This is a genomic window from Chitinophaga sp. 22620, assembly GCF_052044405.1.
Taxonomy (GTDB): domain Bacteria; phylum Bacteroidota; class Bacteroidia; order Chitinophagales; family Chitinophagaceae; genus Chitinophaga.
In genome coordinates this window covers 85,852-100,204 of record NZ_JBQEMV010000001.1, presented here as the reverse complement: position 1 = coordinate 100,204, position 14,353 = coordinate 85,852, and the positions used below count along the sequence as shown (strand labels likewise).

Here is a 14,353-nt window from a genome sequence, read left to right as displayed (position 1 = left end):
CCCGGAGGGGGCAGGCCTCTCTTTTTATGTAGCCGGAAAGCCAAAGTGTGTAGTTGATACACTAAGTTAGTTGCATGATATATTATCGTAATGGAAGGGGGATTTCAGCATGAACGAACGGCCCCTCAGCTGCTGTAGAGGATACTAAGACGCTGGCAGATAGCCGTTTAGCGGGGTGCCGTTCATTCCACATGATCCTCGTCAGTTTTTTCATTCCCCGCTACTATTTAATGTAAAATCGGTTACCTTTGCACAAAATTTCAGAAAACGGTGATTTCCTTGACTCGGTTCAAATATAAGCTGGTAGCCCTGATAACGGTATTTTCAATGGCCGTTTCCGGCGCATTTGCCACAGCCAATGAAGGCCATGACCCCCATGCTGAAGGCGGGCACGAAGAAAAGAAAGGTTTTAACGCGAAGGAAGTGATCCTTGGCCACGTAAAGGATGCCCACGACTGGCACCTGCTGAGCCTGGGCGACCTGCACGTTACCCTGCCTTTGCCGGTGATCGTGTATAACCCCGAGCGTGGCGTTTCCATGTTCTCTTCTTCCAAATTTGAACACGGTCATAAGTCCTACGAAGGCTACCGCATCGTGGACGCCCATTACCTGCATGCCAATCACCTGAATCCCAAGCTGTATACAGAAGGCAAGATCATCGCGGTAGACGCGAACGATCAGCCTACCGGTGAAAAGATCTACGACCTGTCTCTGACCAAAAATATTACCTCCATGATACTGGCGGCCGTGCTGCTGGTGATCCTGATGCTGAATGTGGCCAAAGCCTACAGGCTGCGTGGCAGCCGCCAGGCGCCCAAAGGCTTCCAGAGCCTTATTGAGCCGGTGATCATTTTCATGAGGGACGAAGTGGTGAGGCCGAACATCCCGGGGCCCAAAGGCGACAAATACGTTCCTTTTATCCTGACGATCTTCTTCTTCATCCTGATCAACAACCTGCTGGGCCTGCTGCCGGGCTCCGCGAACGTAACCGGTAATATTGCCGTTACTGCTGCGCTGGCGCTTATCAGCTTTGTGGTGATGCTCGCTGCTACCAACAGGCATTTCTGGGGCCACATCTTCAACCCGCCGGTGCCCGGCTTCGTAAAGCCTATCCTGGCGCCCGTGGAGCTGATCGGCGTGTTCACCAAGCCCGTTTCCCTGATGATCAGGTTGTTCGCCAATATCCTGGCCGGCCACATCATCATCCTGAGTATCATTTCCCTGGTGTTTATTTTCGGTTCCCTGAACAAAGCGATCGGTTACGGCTTCCTGCCGGTGACCATTGCCTTCAACATCGTGATGATGATGCTGGAGCTGCTGGTGGCGTTCATCCAGGCCTTCATCTTTGCTAACCTGACGGCTGTTTTCATCGGCCAGTCCATGGAGCATACCGGCCATCATGACGCGCATCATTAATTGACAACTGTTTAATTTTTAATTTCAAATACACAATTTCATTATGGCACTTTTAACTGTTTTAATGCAGGCTACTGAAGCTGCTTCTACAGGTCTGGCACAAGCTGGTGGCGCAATCGGCGCTGGTATCGCTGCTATCGCGGCTGGTATCGGTGTAGGCAACATCGGTAAGAGCGCGCTGGAATCCATCGCCCGTCAGCCCGAAGCTGCTAACGACATCCGTGCTAACATGATCCTGGCAGCTGCGCTGGTTGAGGGTGTTGCCCTCTTCGGTGTAATCGCCGGTCTGCTGGCGGTAGTTCTGTAAGAACAAACTTATTACTGCATCCGGCGCACAGGGCAAAGGATGCAGTAATTCTTCAAAACCGTAAAGAATAAAAATTTAAATACTGATATATGGATTTGTTGATGCCTGAATTAGGCTTGTTCACCATTTCACTGCTCATCTTCATTATCGTTTTCCTGATCCTGAAGAAATTCGCCTGGAAGCCCATCCTTTCCACCCTGAAAGAGCGTGAGGATTCTATTACAGATTCCATTGCCACCGCAGAGCGCGTGAAAGAGGAAATGGCCCAGATGAAAGCCGAGCATGAACACGTACTGGCCGAGGCAAAAGCAGAACGCAGCAAGATACTGAAAGAAGCGAAGGAGCTAAAAGACCAGATCATCAGCGAAGCCAAGGCCCAGGCCCAGGCTGAAGCCAAGAAGATCGTACAGGACGCTTCCGTGGCTATCGAGAACCAGAAGATGGCGGCGCTTACAGAAGTGAAGAACCAGGTAGGCACCCTGGTGATCGAAGTGGCAGAGAAAGTGCTGCGCAAAGAACTGTCAGACAAAAAAGCGCAGGAAGCCTACATCGGCCAACTGGCGTCTGAAATCAAAATGAACTAATTAACCGGCTGAATAAAAAATTATGCAGAATCCCCGTTTAGCAACCAGATACGCTAAATCGCTGATAGACCTGGCGGTGGAGAGGAACGAGCTGGATGCAGTGCACAGCGATATACTGCTGTTGCAGGCCATTACCCGCAGCAATGCGGACGTGGTGGCTTTGCTGAGAAGCCCGGTAATTAAAGCCGATAAGAAAATAAAGATCCTGGGCGCCATCCTGGACGGCAAGATCAGCGGTATTACCACTGGTTTTATCCGCCTGCTGGCGATCAAAGGAAGGGAAGCAGTACTGGCTGAAATAGCCGGCGAATTTATCAGGCAATACAATGTGATCAAAAACATCACGCATGTAAAGCTGACCTCCGCCGCCCCCCTGGAGCCCGCACTGCTGAATATGATCCGTGAGAAAGTGGAAACATCCGCAGGCCGCAAGATACAGCTGGAAACAGCCGTAAATCCTGACCTGATCGGCGGTTTTGTGCTGGAAACCGGCAACAACCTGTTCGACGCATCCGTGCTGCGCGACCTGATGGACATCAAGAAACAGTTCCTGAAGAACATCTACGTGCCCGAGATCAGATAATTTGTATTTAACAGCAGCCGCTGCGTACCCGCAAAGCTGTTGTCGTTATATTTAGTTTAAACCTTAACGACTCTTTTAAAAAAACATAACAATGGTTGACATTAAGCCAGATGAAATTTCGGCGATCTTACGCCAGCAACTGAGCAACTTCAATGCCTCCGCAGAACTGGAAGAAGTTGGTACCGTGCTTTCTGTAGGCGACGGTATCGCACGTGTTTATGGTCTTAACAACGTTCGCTCCGGTGAGCTGGTTGAATTCGAGAACGGCGTTAAAGCCATCGTATTGAACCTGGAAGAAGACAACGTGGGTGTGGTATTGATGGGTTCTTCCGCCGGCATCAAAGAAGGCGCTACCGTACGCCGCACCAGGCAGATCGCTTCCATCAAGGTGGGCGAAGGCATGGTAGGCCGCGTGGTGAACACCCTCGGCGAACCGATCGATGGTAAAGGCCCCATCTCTGGCGAATTATATGAAATGCCCCTGGAACGTAAAGCTCCGGGCGTAATCTACCGCGAACCCGTTAAAGAACCGCTGCAAACCGGTATCAAGGCGATCGACGCCATGATCCCCATCGGCCGCGGCCAGCGTGAGCTGGTGATCGGCGACCGACAGACCGGCAAAACCGCCATCTGCGTGGATGCTATCATCAACCAGAAAGAATTCTACGAAGCCGGCAAACCGGTTTATTGCATATACGTAGCGATCGGCCAGAAAGCATCCACCATTGCAGGTGTGATGAAAACCCTGGCAGACAACGGCGCACTGGCCTACACCGTGATCGTAGCCGCTTCTGCATCAGAGCCCGCTCCCCTGCAGTTCTACGCTCCGTTCGCAGGCGCCGCCATCGGCGAATTCTTCCGCGACACCGGCCGCCCGGCGCTGATCATCTACGATGACCTGTCCAAACAAGCCGTGGCTTACCGCGAGGTATCCCTGCTGCTGCGCCGCCCTCCCGGACGTGAAGCTTATCCCGGCGACGTATTCTACCTGCATAGCCGCCTGCTCGAACGCGCTGCGAAGATCATCGCGAGAGACGACATCGCACAGCAGATGAACGATTGCCCCGATTCCATCAGGCATCTCGTTAAAGGCGGTGGTTCCCTGACGGCGCTGCCGATCATTGAAACACAGGCTGGTGACGTATCTGCATACATCCCCACGAACGTGATCTCCATCACCGACGGCCAGATCTTCCTGGAAGGTAACCTGTTCAACTCAGGTATCCGCCCGGCGATCAACGTTGGTATCTCCGTGAGCCGCGTAGGTGGTAACGCCCAGATCAAATCCATGAAGAAAGTATCCGGTACCCTGAAGCTGGACCAGGCGCTCTATCGCGAGATGGAAGCGTTCTCCAAATTCGGCGGCGACCTGGATGCGGCTACCAAATCCGTGCTGGACAAAGGCGCCCGCAACGTGGAGATCCTGAAACAACCCCAGTTCAGCCCGTACAGCGTTGAAAAACAGGTAGCGATCATCTACCTGGGTACCAACGGCCTGTTGCGTGAAGTGCCTGTGAAAAACACCCGCGCTTTCGAAGATGCCTTCCTGCATGAAATGGAAGTGCGCCTGCCGGAAGTATTGGGCGAATTCAAAAAAGGCAACCTGCCTGAAGACGGCCTCAAGAAAATGGTGGCCCTGGCAGATGAACTGAAACCAAGGTTCGCTTAATAGCATTTTTGCTCTGAATATTTGAAAGCCCCGGCATATCGCCGGGGCTTTTTTGTTGCCTTCCCCCAACCGGTTTCACCGGCTTTTTGCCCCCGTTTACCGAATAGTTGAAAGCGTAAATGATTGATTATGATTGGTCACTCTCTTTCAATGCGTCCTGTAGCACCGCCCGTCGTTTGGTTTATAGTATAAACCAGTCTACTTTTGATATGCCATTTAATCTAACTATATGCTAAAGCTATTTTCAACCATTCTTTGCTTTACGCTCCTGCCCCTCTTGCTCCAGGCACAGACTGCCGTAAAAGGCCGGATCACCGATGCGAAGAAGAAACCCCTCGCCGGCGTGAACATCGCCATAAAAGGCTCCTACGACGGCGCCACTTCCGCCAAAGACGGCAGCTTCTCCTTTACCACTTCCGCCAAAGGAGAACGCATCCTCACCGCTTCGCTCTCCGGTTACCAGACGCTGGAGATCAAAGCCGAACTGGGCGCGCCGCAGGAATTTAACCTCGTGCTGAAAGAAACCGTGAACGAGCTGAAGATGGTGACCATTTCCGCCGGCAGCTTCGAAGCCAGCGATGAAAAGAAAAACACCATGCTCAAGCCGCTGGATATCGTGACCACGGCGGGCGCCAACGGCGACATCGTGAGCGCGCTCAAAACCCTGCCGGGCGCGCAGCAGGTGGGCGAAAAAGAAGGGCTCTTCGTACGCGGCGGCACCGGCACCGAAACGCAAACCTTTATAGACGGCATGCTCGTGCGCAATCCCTTTACCACCGGCATGCCCGACTTTGCTGCCCGCGGCCGCTTTTCCCCTTTCCTGTTCAAAGGCACCACCTTCAGCAGCGGCGGTTACTCCGCACTCTACGGCCAGGGCCTTTCCAGCGCGCTCATCCTCGAATCCACCGACCTGCCGGAGCGGTCGTCGTATTCGCTGGGAATTATGAGCATCGGGGCAAGCGTGGGGGTAGACAAACTTTCCAATGAAAAGAAATCAGCCTACGGTTTTGAAGCGGATTACGTAAACCTGAGCCCTTACTTCAAACTCGTAAAACAACAGCAGGAACCCGTAGTAGCGCCGCAGAACCTGAACTTCTCCGCCAACTACCGCCTCAAAACCTCGAAGAACGGCATGCTGAAGATCTTCTTCACGGGCAGCTGGAACCAATTCGGCTTTCTTGGAGAAAGCCTGGAATACCCCGGCGATAAAGAAGAGTTCAGGGTGGATAACAAATACGCCTATACGAACATCAGCTATAAAGAAAGTTTGGGAAAGGGCTGGAAGATCCAGCTGGGCACGTCTTACAGCACCAACCGCGACAAGCTGTACATGGACACGATCAATAAATCTGCCGCCCCGAGCCATGTGAACGCGCGCCAGGACTTTACGCAGCTGCGCGCCGTGCTTAGCAAGAACCTCGGCCAGTTCTCCATCCTGCGTTTCGGCAGCGAGTTCCAGTACGCCGATGAAAGAAGCGCGCTCAACAACATGCATGCGGATTATACAGATAGCTATACCGCCACTTTTGCGGAAGCGGATGTGTATTTCACACCGCGTTTTGTAGGCCGCTTCGGCACCCGCTTCGAATACACTTCCGTGCTCAAAGCCGCCAACATCGCGCCGCGCGCTTCCCTCGCCTACAAGCTGGACGCCAAAAGCCAGGTAGCCTTTGCCTACGGCGAGTTTTACCAGAAACCCGAGCAACAGTACCTCCGCTTTTTCCGCAACCTCAATTACCAGCGCGCCACCCACTACATTGCCAGTTACCAGCGCGTGACGGAGTTCTTCACCTTCCGCACAGAGGTATTCTATAAAAAATACCACGACCTGATGAAGACCGTTCCCTCGTTCAACAATAACGGTACCGGCTATGCGAAAGGCGTGGAGCTGTTCTGGAGAGACCGCAAAAGCTTCAAAAATGTGGATTACTGGATATCCTATTCCTACCTCGATACGAAACGCGATTACCTCAATTATCCATACGAGGTACAGCCGGACTTCGCAGCGGATCATACCGCTTCGCTCGTGTACAAACATTACATTCCTTCCATACAGCTGAACCTTGGCGCCACCTATTCATTCGCCACGGGAAGGCCGTATTATAATCCTAACCGCCCGCAGGGCGAATTCATGAAAGACCGTACGCGCAGCCTCAATACGCTCGGGCTGAACGTGAACTATCTCACCACCGTAGGCAAAGCCTTCACCGTGTTCGTGCTAACGGTTACCAACGTGCTGGGCAACGACCAGGAATATGGCTTCCGCTATTCGTCCGACGGGCTGCGGAGGAACATGGTAGGCCCCATGGCGCCACGTTTCTTTTTCGTGGGGATGTTCATGAGCTTCGGTATAGACCGCAGGCAGGAAGTAATAGACAGACAATAAACATTTAAACCCGACTCATATGAAAAGGATCCTTTTTTCTCTGATGGCAGTAGCCGGCACTATTTTCACCGTTCAGGCGCAAAGCGACCAGTTCAGCGGCGCCATGAAGCAGCAGCTGGGCCTGCTGGACAGCAGCAGCACCTGGTCGCCCGCAGGCATGCAACAGGCTGCCAATACTTTCGAGCGTATTGCGGAAGCTGAAAAAACACAATGGCTGCCTTATTATTATGCCGCTTATTGCCGCGTAAACGAGGCATTCCTGACGCAGAACAAAAGCACGACAGACGAGATCATCGACAAAGCGGTGCTGAGCATCGAAAAGGCGCAAACGCTGAAAGGGACTGATTCCGAAATTTCCTGCATTCTTTCCCTGATAGCTTCCGCGCGCATTGGTGTGGACCCCATGACCCGTGGCATGAAATACGGCCCTGAATCGTCTGAACTGCTGGAAACCGCGCAGAAACAGAACCCCGAAAATCCCCGCGTGTACGTGCTGAAAGGCCAGAATTTCCTGTATACGCCCGAAGCCTTCGGCGGCAGCAAAACGAAAGCCAAAGAGATGTTCGACCTGGCGCTGAAAAAATTCTCTTCCTTCAAACCGGAAAGCGACATTGCGCCGAACTGGGGCGAGGCTTATGTGAAAGAGCTGATGAAACAGGTGCAATAATTTTTTTATTATTTTACGGGCAGGAAACCAAACTGCCCGTAATTTTCTCTTACACCAAACAACTGTTGATGGACTTTAAAGAACTGGACCCGGTATTGCATTCCCAGCTAAGGCTGGCCGTGATGTCCGTGCTGATCAGCGAGCAGGAAGCCGAATTCACTTACCTGAAAGAAAAGACCAGCGCCACGGCGGGCAACCTGAGCGTGCAGATCAACAAGCTGAAAGAAGCGGAATACATTGAAGTGATCAAACAGTTCCGCGATAATTACCCGCAGACCGTTTGCAAAATTACATCCAGGGGGGAAGCGGCTTTCCAGGCATACGTCAATTCCATCCAATCTTATTTATACGCCGGTAAAAGAAAGTAAGCCTGTTCCATAACTGACAACGGGATGCAGCGCTGTGTGTTAACTTCATCGTCCGCGCAGCGCACATTTGTATACCCGTAAAGAGACACAGATGGAACTACTTGAAAAACTCAAAGTGGCGCCCACCGCCGCTATTGTGATGCTACAGGCGCGCCCGCTCTACACCTCCGGGCTCACCGGCCGCTACTACGCCCTGCTCGACCTCGGAGACGTGCAGCAGATCTCCGGGGAGATCAGCCGGATGTTCAAACATTTCACAGAGATCGTTATCTACCGCAAAAAATTCATCCGCTACCTGCTCGATCAATATCTGCAGGACGGCGCGCCCGTGCAGGTGTGTATCATGGGCGCCGGGCTGGACCCGCTGTCTCTCTGGCTGCTGGAAAACTACCGCAACGCCATCGGCAGCATCTATGAAATAGACAGCTCGCATCTTCAACATAAATCTGCATTATATAGCCGGGTTTTGCCAGGACGGCCCCCGGTACATTTTATTCAGGCGGATATCACAGATACCCTGCATCTGCTGGATAAGCTCCGGGATGCGGGGTATTCCCCCGAAAAGCCTACCGTTATCGTATTTGAAGGGTTGATCCATTACATCACCGACGAACAGTTCCTCAACACCATGCAGGCTTTCAGAACACCGAACAAAACGAATGTGGTGATGCTGGATTACCTGCTGCCGGAAGATGATGTGCCGGAACATACGCTGCCGGTGTACAGGGATCTGGTGAAAAAAATAGAGGGTTTTATCGGGGGGAAATTCCAGACTTACAGCCGGCCGCAGATATTCCGCCTGGTATCCCTGCTGCATGGCGATGTGGCCGCGGTAGATTCCCTGCAGGACATAGAATTCAAGCTGAACGGCCGCAACGAACTGTTCTATGAAGAAGGGGAAGGTTTTATGGAAATGACGGCCTTTTACCTGTAGGTTATACCGCGCCTTTCTCGGAGATAAGTTCCGTTTTCTTGAGCGGGTTGCGGGTATTTTCCTCGTACTGCAGCCGCTGGGTGATCACATCTATGCAGGTGAACACCGCCTGCCTGAAGGAGGCTTCATCCGCCGTATTTTTTCCCGCGATATCGAAAGCGGTGCCGTGATCAGGGGAGGTGCGCACGATGGGGAGACCGGCGGTATAATTCACGCCTTCGCCCCGCGCGAGGGATTTGAAAGGAATAAGCCCCTGGTCGTGGTACATGGCCAGCACACCGTCGAAGCTGGCGTGCATTTCACGGGCAAAGAACGCATCGGCGCTGTAGGGGCCGAAGGCGAGGATGCCATTTTGTTTGGCCTGCTTAATGGCCGGGGTAATATGTTTGATCTCTTCGTCGCCGATCAGCCCTTCGTCTCCTGCGTGAGGATTGAGGCCCAGCACGGCGATCCGCGGGTTGTCTATGCCAAAGTCCTTCACCAGGCTGTCTTTCATGATATTCAGCTTGCTGAGGATGTTTTCCTTCGTCACGAATTTCGCTATTTCGGCAACGGGCACGTGCTCGGTGAGCAGGCCCACGCGCATGTTTTCAGCGGTCATGAACATCAGCACGTCCTTGCTTTGGAAAGATTGCTGGAGGTAGGGGGTATGGCCGGTGAAATTAAAATCCTTGCTCTGGATATTCTTTTTGTGAATGGGAGCGGTCACCAGACCTTCTATCTGCCTGTCTTTCAGGCATTCGATAGCCACGGCCAGCGAGCGGGCGGCGTATTTGCCGCCGGTTTCGTTGAGAATGCCGGGCGTGATCTGCACTTCCTCTTCCCAGCAGTTGAACACGCTCACCTGTTTGGGGTTGAGCCGCGTAAAATCCTTGATGCTCTGGTAATTGAAGTTGTTCTCATTCATCAGCTTCCGGTAAAAATTGATGGTCTTGTTAGACGCAAAGATCACCGGGGTACAGATCTCCAGCATACGGTTGTCGGCGAAGGTCTTGATGATGATCTCCATTCCGATGCTGTTCAGGTCTCCGACTGAAATGCCTATTACGGGGCGGTGCGTATGTGAAGTAGCTGTACTCATATGCTGTACGTATAAAAAATACCGGACAAATATACGGTGAATAGTTGACAGATTCCCGGGCAGGGGCAAACTGGCGGGGATTCCTTAAATTTGCAGCTTATTCCATTTCATGTATACGCTCAAGAAGTCATTAGGCCAGCATTTCCTCCGGGACGAAAATATGTGCCGCCAGATCGTGGATGCCCTGCCTGTGCAGGAAGGCATGCAGCTGCTGGAGGTCGGTCCCGGCGCGGGGGCCATCACCAAATACCTGCTGGAGCTGCCTGTGCAGTTCAAAGCGGTGGAGCTGGATACGGAAAAGGTGCAATACCTGGAGCAGACCTATCCCGCCATCCGCGGGAAGCTGATCAACGAAAACTTCCTGGAGATGAAGCCGCCTTACGAAGGGCAGTTCTCCGTCATCGGCAATTTCCCTTACAACATTTCCACGCAGATCATGTTCCAGGTGCTGGAATGGAAAAGCCAGGTGCCGGTAGTGGTGGGCATGTTCCAGAAAGAAGTGGCGCAGCGTATCGCCGCCAACCATGGCAACAAGGAATACGGCATCCTGAGCGTGCTGCTGCAGGTATATTACAAAATAGAATACCTGTTTGAAGTGCATGAGAACTGCTTCAACCCGCCGCCCAAGGTAAAGAGCGCGGTGATAAGGCTTACCAGGCTGGAACAGCCTTACGAAGTGAAGAACGAAAAGAAGTTCAAGCTGCTCGTAAAAACGGCTTTCGGCCAGCGGAGGAAACAGCTGCGCAATCCCCTGAAAGGGCATTTCAATAAAGAATATTTACAGGAACCAATATTTACAAAAAGGGCAGAAGAGCTTTCCGTAGCGGATTTTGTAGCCCTGGCTGAACACATGTTATGAGTAAGAAAGTATTGATCACGGCTAAAGTTCACGAATATCTCATCAACGAACTGGAAGCAAAAGGATACACCGTCAGCTATCAGCCTTCCATCACCTACAACCAGGTGCTGGAGGAGATCCACGATGTGAACGGCCTGATCGTGACCACCCGTATTAAAGTAGACAAGGCGGTGATAGACCGCGCCGCTTCCCTGGAGTGGATCGGCCGGCTGGGTTCCGGCATGGAGCTGATAGACGTTGCATACGCAGAAAGCAAAGGCATTCACTGCGCCAGCAGCCCCGAAGGCAACCGCGAAACAGTAGGGGAGCAGGCCGTGGGCATGCTCATCATGCTGATGCACAACCTGCTCAAAAGCAGCCTGGAGCTGCGGCAGAACATCTGGGAGCGCGACGGTAACCGCGCCTGGGAACTGGGTGGCAAAACCGTTGCTATTATCGGCTACGGCCATACCGGCAGCGCTTTTGCGCGCAAGCTCCGCGGCTTCGACATGCGCATACTGGCATACGACAAATACAAAAAAGGCTTTGGTAACGAATACGTGGAAGAGGCGGACCTGGACACTGTTTTCCGCGAGGCGGACATTGTAAGCCTGCACCTGCCGCTGAACGAGGAAACGCGGCACCTGGCCAACCTGCAATTCTTCGGTTCCTTTGCCAAACGCATCTACCTGCTCAACACCTCCCGCGGTAAAGTGGTAAGCACGGCGGACGTGATCGCAGCCCTCGAAAGCGATACCCTGGCGGGCGCCGGGCTGGACGTGCTGGAGAATGAAAAGCTGGATACTTTCAATGAAACAGAGCAGCAGCAGTTCCGTTTCCTGCTGAACCATCCGCGGGTGGTGATCACCCCTCATATTGCCGGGTATTCCCATGAGGCCAGCGTTAAAATGGCGAAAGTGGTACTGGAAAAGCTAAACGTTTAGCAGGCCGAAACTCACTATATTAGCGATTTTTATATGTGAGACCGGGTGCAGGCGTTACATCATTTTTTCGTTATATTTGCGATAATCATACTGAATTGACGTCTTTGCGCAAGCGGGGGCGTTAATTTTTTTTTCTTTATACTAAATCAATAAAGGTTATGTCTGGCGTAAATTATGTAACCAAAGAATCCCTTGAACAAATGAGGGCTGAGCTTACGCAACTCAAAACCAAAGGCAGGGCAGAGATTGCCAAGGCTATTTCCGAGGCGCGGGAAAAGGGGGACCTGAAGGAAAACGCGGAATATGATGCCGCCAAAGAGGCGCAGGGTCTTCACGAGGCTAAAATTGCCGTACTGGAAAATATTATTGCCAACGCCAGGGTGGTGGAGGCCGATGCTATTGATACCTCCAAAGTTTCCGTGCTGTGTAAAGTGACCATTACCAACCTGGCCAACAAAAAGACCGTGACTTACCAGCTGGTGTCTGAAAAGGAAGCGGACCTGAAGCTGGGTAAGATTTCCGTGACCTCGCCCATCGGCAAGGGCCTGCTGGGTAAAAAGGTAGGAGACGAAGCGGATATCGTAGCGCCCAACGGCACCATGAAGTTCAAGATCGATCACATTACCGTATAAGCTGCATACGGCGCTGAATATTGAAAAGGCCCGCCAACTTTGTTTTGGGGGCCTTTTTTAATGCGAATTATGCCGTAGATTAGTATTTGCTTAATTATTTATCATGACCATTTTTTCCAAGATCATCAAAGGCGAGATACCCAGCTACCGCATTGCGGAGAACGATCATTTCTATGCATTCCTGGATATATTCCCGCTGGTGGAGGGGCATACGCTCATTGTGCCCAAAGTGGAAACCGATAAATTCTTCGACGTAAGCGACGAGCTGATGGCGGAGTGGCTGTTGTTTGCCAAACCTATTGCGAAGGCCATAGAAGCCGCGGTGCCCTGCAATCGTGTAGGCATTAGTGTGGTAGGCCTCGAAGTGCCGCATGCGCATATGCACCTGGTGCCCATTAATTCTGCTGATGATCTGAACTTTACGCGTGCCAAGCTGAAATTGAGCCCGGAGCAGTTTAAACAGGTACAGGAGCGGATTGTAGCGGGATTATAGGTTATAAGGTCGTTACATAGAATTTAAAACCGATGCCGTGGAGCGTCTCCAGCTTCACATCCTTATCGTCCAGGAAGTGCTTGCGGATCTTGGTGATAAAAACGTCCATACTCCTTCCCAGGAAATAATCGTCTTTACCCCATACATGGTACAGGATCTCTTCGCGTTTGAGGGTTTTGTTGGCATTCTCACAAAAGAACTTCAGCAGGTCTGCTTCTTTCTGGGTAAGGCTGGCTTTGAGTTTGCCTGACTTATCCATGAGTTTCAGCTCGCCGTAGTCGAAAGTGGTTTTGCCAACGGTGAAGGTGGTGCGTTTGTCTGCATTCAGCGGGCGGGTACGTTTGAGGAACACTTCTATTCTCAGCAGCAGTTCCTGCATGGAGAAAGGTTTGGTCACATAATCGTCAGCGCCGTGCTTGAATCCGCTGATCTTGTCTTCGTCTTGCGACTTGGAGGTTAGGAAAAGAATAGGAATAAGGTCGTTACGCTGCCTGATCTGTTTGGCGAGTTCAAACCCGTTCTTTTTGGGCATCACCACATCCAGCAGGCATATGTCGTACAGGCTTTTTTGAAACGTTTTCCAGGCAATTTCACCATCAGAGCAATGCGTCACTTCGTATCCCGATTCTTCCAGACGTTTTTTGGTAATTGCACCCAGGTTATAATCATCCTCCACTAGTAATATTCTAGCCTTCGTATCCATCTACGAAAAATATTAGGGGTGATAAAAGGAATAAAATTTCATTTGTAACGTTGCAGTTTGCGCTTTTATTTCGGTACAGTTTAAAGCGCCTCAGCCATATTTTAGTTCAAAATAAGTACAATTTCTCAATTAACAAACATCAGCCTCCCTCTTTTGTTCATTTGACGCTACGGCTTGCAAAGCCTTTCGGGATGCTGCTGAAGGAATTTGTCCCAGCCTTTTGATTTGCCGGCGGCTGCGAGCGGGCTCGTTTCCTGGAAGTGGTGGCATACGGCCACGGCCAGAGCATCCGTGGCATCAAGGTATTCGGGTTGCTCGGTAAACTTCAGGATCCGCTGCAGCATCTGCCAAACCTGTTCCTTATTGGCGTTACCATTGCCTGTAATCGATTGCTTGACTTTCTTGGGGGAATATTCAGATACGCCCACCCCCGCCTGCATGGCGGTGGCAATGGCCACTCCCTGGGCTCTTCCGAGCTTGAGCATACTCTGCACATTTTTCCCGAAGAAAGGGGCTTCGATGGCGCAACTAACGGGTTTGTGCTGGCTGATAATGCCTATCATACGGTCGTGGATCGCCCTGAGCCGTTCGTAATGGTCTTTTTTTGGATTCATTTTCAGCACGCCCATTTCGATGATCTGCACCTGCTGGCCCGTTACGGCAATCAATCCATACCCCATGATGATCGTCCCGGGATCTATGCCGAGAATTATTTTTGTATTGTTTGCCAAGCGGAGACTATTTTTGC

Annotated in this window: 16 protein-coding genes; 13 read left to right on the top strand and 3 right to left on the bottom strand. The window is 51.8% G+C overall.

Annotated features, from left to right (window positions below; genetic code table 11):
- Positions 1-270 precede the first annotated feature (270 nt).
- The 9 genes from atpB (at position 271) to ACTJIK_RS00340 (ending at position 8,914) form a co-directional block, all read left to right on the top strand.
- Positions 271-1,416, top strand: coding sequence for a F0F1 ATP synthase subunit A (gene atpB / locus ACTJIK_RS00380; RefSeq protein WP_440644261.1), 1,146 nt, complete (start codon positions 271-273; stop codon positions 1,414-1,416).
- A 43-nt stretch (positions 1,417-1,459) separates the two neighbouring features.
- A complete protein-coding gene (atpE, locus tag ACTJIK_RS00375; protein WP_120518686.1) occupies positions 1,460-1,723 on the top strand; it encodes an ATP synthase F0 subunit C in 264 nt (87 codons plus the stop codon).
- A gap of 89 nt (positions 1,724-1,812) precedes the next feature.
- Positions 1,813-2,307 carry a F0F1 ATP synthase subunit B gene (gene atpF / locus ACTJIK_RS00370; RefSeq protein ID WP_440644260.1) on the top strand — a complete coding sequence of 165 codons (495 nt, stop codon included), beginning with the start codon at positions 1,813-1,815 and terminating at the stop codon, positions 2,305-2,307.
- Between the two features lie 22 nt (positions 2,308-2,329).
- Positions 2,330-2,890: an ATP synthase F1 subunit delta gene (atpH, locus tag ACTJIK_RS00365; protein WP_440644259.1), complete on the top strand. Its 561-nt coding sequence runs from the start codon at positions 2,330-2,332 to the stop codon at positions 2,888-2,890.
- A 91-nt stretch (positions 2,891-2,981) separates the two neighbouring features.
- On the top strand, positions 2,982-4,559 hold the full coding sequence (atpA, locus tag ACTJIK_RS00360) for a F0F1 ATP synthase subunit alpha (RefSeq protein WP_440644257.1): 1,578 nt from the start codon (positions 2,982-2,984) through the stop codon (positions 4,557-4,559).
- Between the two features lie 229 nt (positions 4,560-4,788).
- Positions 4,789-6,945, top strand: coding sequence for a TonB-dependent receptor (locus ACTJIK_RS00355; protein WP_440644256.1), 2,157 nt, complete (start codon positions 4,789-4,791; stop codon positions 6,943-6,945).
- A gap of 19 nt (positions 6,946-6,964) precedes the next feature.
- A complete protein-coding gene (locus ACTJIK_RS00350; RefSeq protein WP_440644255.1) occupies positions 6,965-7,612 on the top strand; it encodes a hypothetical protein in 648 nt (215 codons plus the stop codon).
- Positions 7,613-7,680: 68 nt separating this feature from the next.
- Positions 7,681-7,980, top strand: a complete 300-nt coding sequence (locus ACTJIK_RS00345) for a winged helix-turn-helix domain-containing protein (protein WP_440644254.1) — start codon at positions 7,681-7,683, stop codon at positions 7,978-7,980.
- Positions 7,981-8,071: 91 nt separating this feature from the next.
- Complete coding sequence (locus ACTJIK_RS00340; RefSeq protein ID WP_440644253.1) at positions 8,072-8,914, top strand: class I SAM-dependent methyltransferase; 843 nt, start codon at positions 8,072-8,074, stop codon at positions 8,912-8,914.
- A 1-nt stretch (position 8,915) separates the two neighbouring features.
- Here ACTJIK_RS00340 and pdxA read toward each other — a convergent pair whose 3' ends face one another.
- Positions 8,916-9,995 (bottom strand): 4-hydroxythreonine-4-phosphate dehydrogenase PdxA, encoded by a 1,080-nt coding sequence (gene pdxA, locus ACTJIK_RS00335; RefSeq protein WP_440644252.1) that lies wholly within the window; start codon positions 9,993-9,995, stop codon positions 8,916-8,918.
- Between the two features lie 109 nt (positions 9,996-10,104).
- On the opposite strand from pdxA, the gene rsmA reads away from it, so the two are divergent.
- From rsmA to ACTJIK_RS00315, 4 genes are all read left to right on the top strand, one after another.
- Positions 10,105-10,854 (top strand): 16S rRNA (adenine(1518)-N(6)/adenine(1519)-N(6))-dimethyltransferase RsmA, encoded by a 750-nt coding sequence (gene rsmA, locus ACTJIK_RS00330; protein WP_440644251.1) that lies wholly within the window; start codon positions 10,105-10,107, stop codon positions 10,852-10,854.
- Positions 10,851-11,777: an NAD(P)-dependent oxidoreductase gene (locus ACTJIK_RS00325; RefSeq protein WP_440644250.1), complete on the top strand. Its 927-nt coding sequence runs from the start codon at positions 10,851-10,853 to the stop codon at positions 11,775-11,777. Before rsmA ends, ACTJIK_RS00325 begins: the two co-directional genes overlap by 4 nt.
- A gap of 158 nt (positions 11,778-11,935) precedes the next feature.
- Positions 11,936-12,409, top strand: coding sequence for a transcription elongation factor GreA (gene greA, locus ACTJIK_RS00320; protein ID WP_440644249.1), 474 nt, complete (start codon positions 11,936-11,938; stop codon positions 12,407-12,409).
- A gap of 103 nt (positions 12,410-12,512) precedes the next feature.
- Positions 12,513-12,902, top strand: a complete 390-nt coding sequence (locus tag ACTJIK_RS00315) for an HIT family protein (RefSeq protein ID WP_440644248.1) — start codon at positions 12,513-12,515, stop codon at positions 12,900-12,902.
- 1 nt (position 12,903) lies between these two features.
- Here ACTJIK_RS00315 and ACTJIK_RS00310 read toward each other — a convergent pair whose 3' ends face one another.
- Together ACTJIK_RS00310 and ruvC are read right to left on the bottom strand one after the other, a co-directional pair.
- Positions 12,904-13,605 (bottom strand): response regulator transcription factor, encoded by a 702-nt coding sequence (locus ACTJIK_RS00310; protein ID WP_209145438.1) that lies wholly within the window; start codon positions 13,603-13,605, stop codon positions 12,904-12,906.
- Positions 13,606-13,772: 167 nt separating this feature from the next.
- Entirely contained in the window at positions 13,773-14,336 is a 564-nt protein-coding gene (ruvC, locus tag ACTJIK_RS00305) for a crossover junction endodeoxyribonuclease RuvC (RefSeq protein ID WP_440644247.1), read from the bottom strand.
- Positions 14,337-14,353: the final 17 nt, after the last annotated feature.

Bases quoted from the DNA above. Each gene is read 5' to 3' on its own strand.
- atpE (WP_120518686.1), top strand. From the start codon at position 1,460: ATGGCACTTTTAACTGTTTTAATGCAGGCTACTGAAGCTGCTTCTACA.
- atpF (WP_440644260.1), top strand. From the start codon at position 1,813: ATGGATTTGTTGATGCCTGAATTAGGCTTGTTCACCATTTCACTGCTC.
- atpH (WP_440644259.1), top strand. From the start codon at position 2,330: ATGCAGAATCCCCGTTTAGCAACCAGATACGCTAAATCGCTGATAGAC.
- atpA (WP_440644257.1), top strand. From the start codon at position 2,982: ATGGTTGACATTAAGCCAGATGAAATTTCGGCGATCTTACGCCAGCAA.
- ACTJIK_RS00355 (WP_440644256.1), top strand. From the start codon at position 4,789: ATGCTAAAGCTATTTTCAACCATTCTTTGCTTTACGCTCCTGCCCCTC.
- ACTJIK_RS00350 (WP_440644255.1), top strand. From the start codon at position 6,965: ATGAAAAGGATCCTTTTTTCTCTGATGGCAGTAGCCGGCACTATTTTC.
- ACTJIK_RS00345 (WP_440644254.1), top strand. From the start codon at position 7,681: ATGGACTTTAAAGAACTGGACCCGGTATTGCATTCCCAGCTAAGGCTG.
- ACTJIK_RS00340 (WP_440644253.1), top strand. From the start codon at position 8,072: ATGGAACTACTTGAAAAACTCAAAGTGGCGCCCACCGCCGCTATTGTG.
- pdxA (WP_440644252.1), bottom strand. From the start codon at position 9,995: ATGAGTACAGCTACTTCACATACGCACCGCCCCGTAATAGGCATTTCA.
- rsmA (WP_440644251.1), top strand. From the start codon at position 10,105: ATGTATACGCTCAAGAAGTCATTAGGCCAGCATTTCCTCCGGGACGAA.
- ACTJIK_RS00325 (WP_440644250.1), top strand. From the start codon at position 10,851: ATGAGTAAGAAAGTATTGATCACGGCTAAAGTTCACGAATATCTCATC.
- greA (WP_440644249.1), top strand. From the start codon at position 11,936: ATGTCTGGCGTAAATTATGTAACCAAAGAATCCCTTGAACAAATGAGG.
- ACTJIK_RS00315 (WP_440644248.1), top strand. From the start codon at position 12,513: ATGACCATTTTTTCCAAGATCATCAAAGGCGAGATACCCAGCTACCGC.
- ACTJIK_RS00310 (WP_209145438.1), bottom strand. From the start codon at position 13,605: ATGGATACGAAGGCTAGAATATTACTAGTGGAGGATGATTATAACCTG.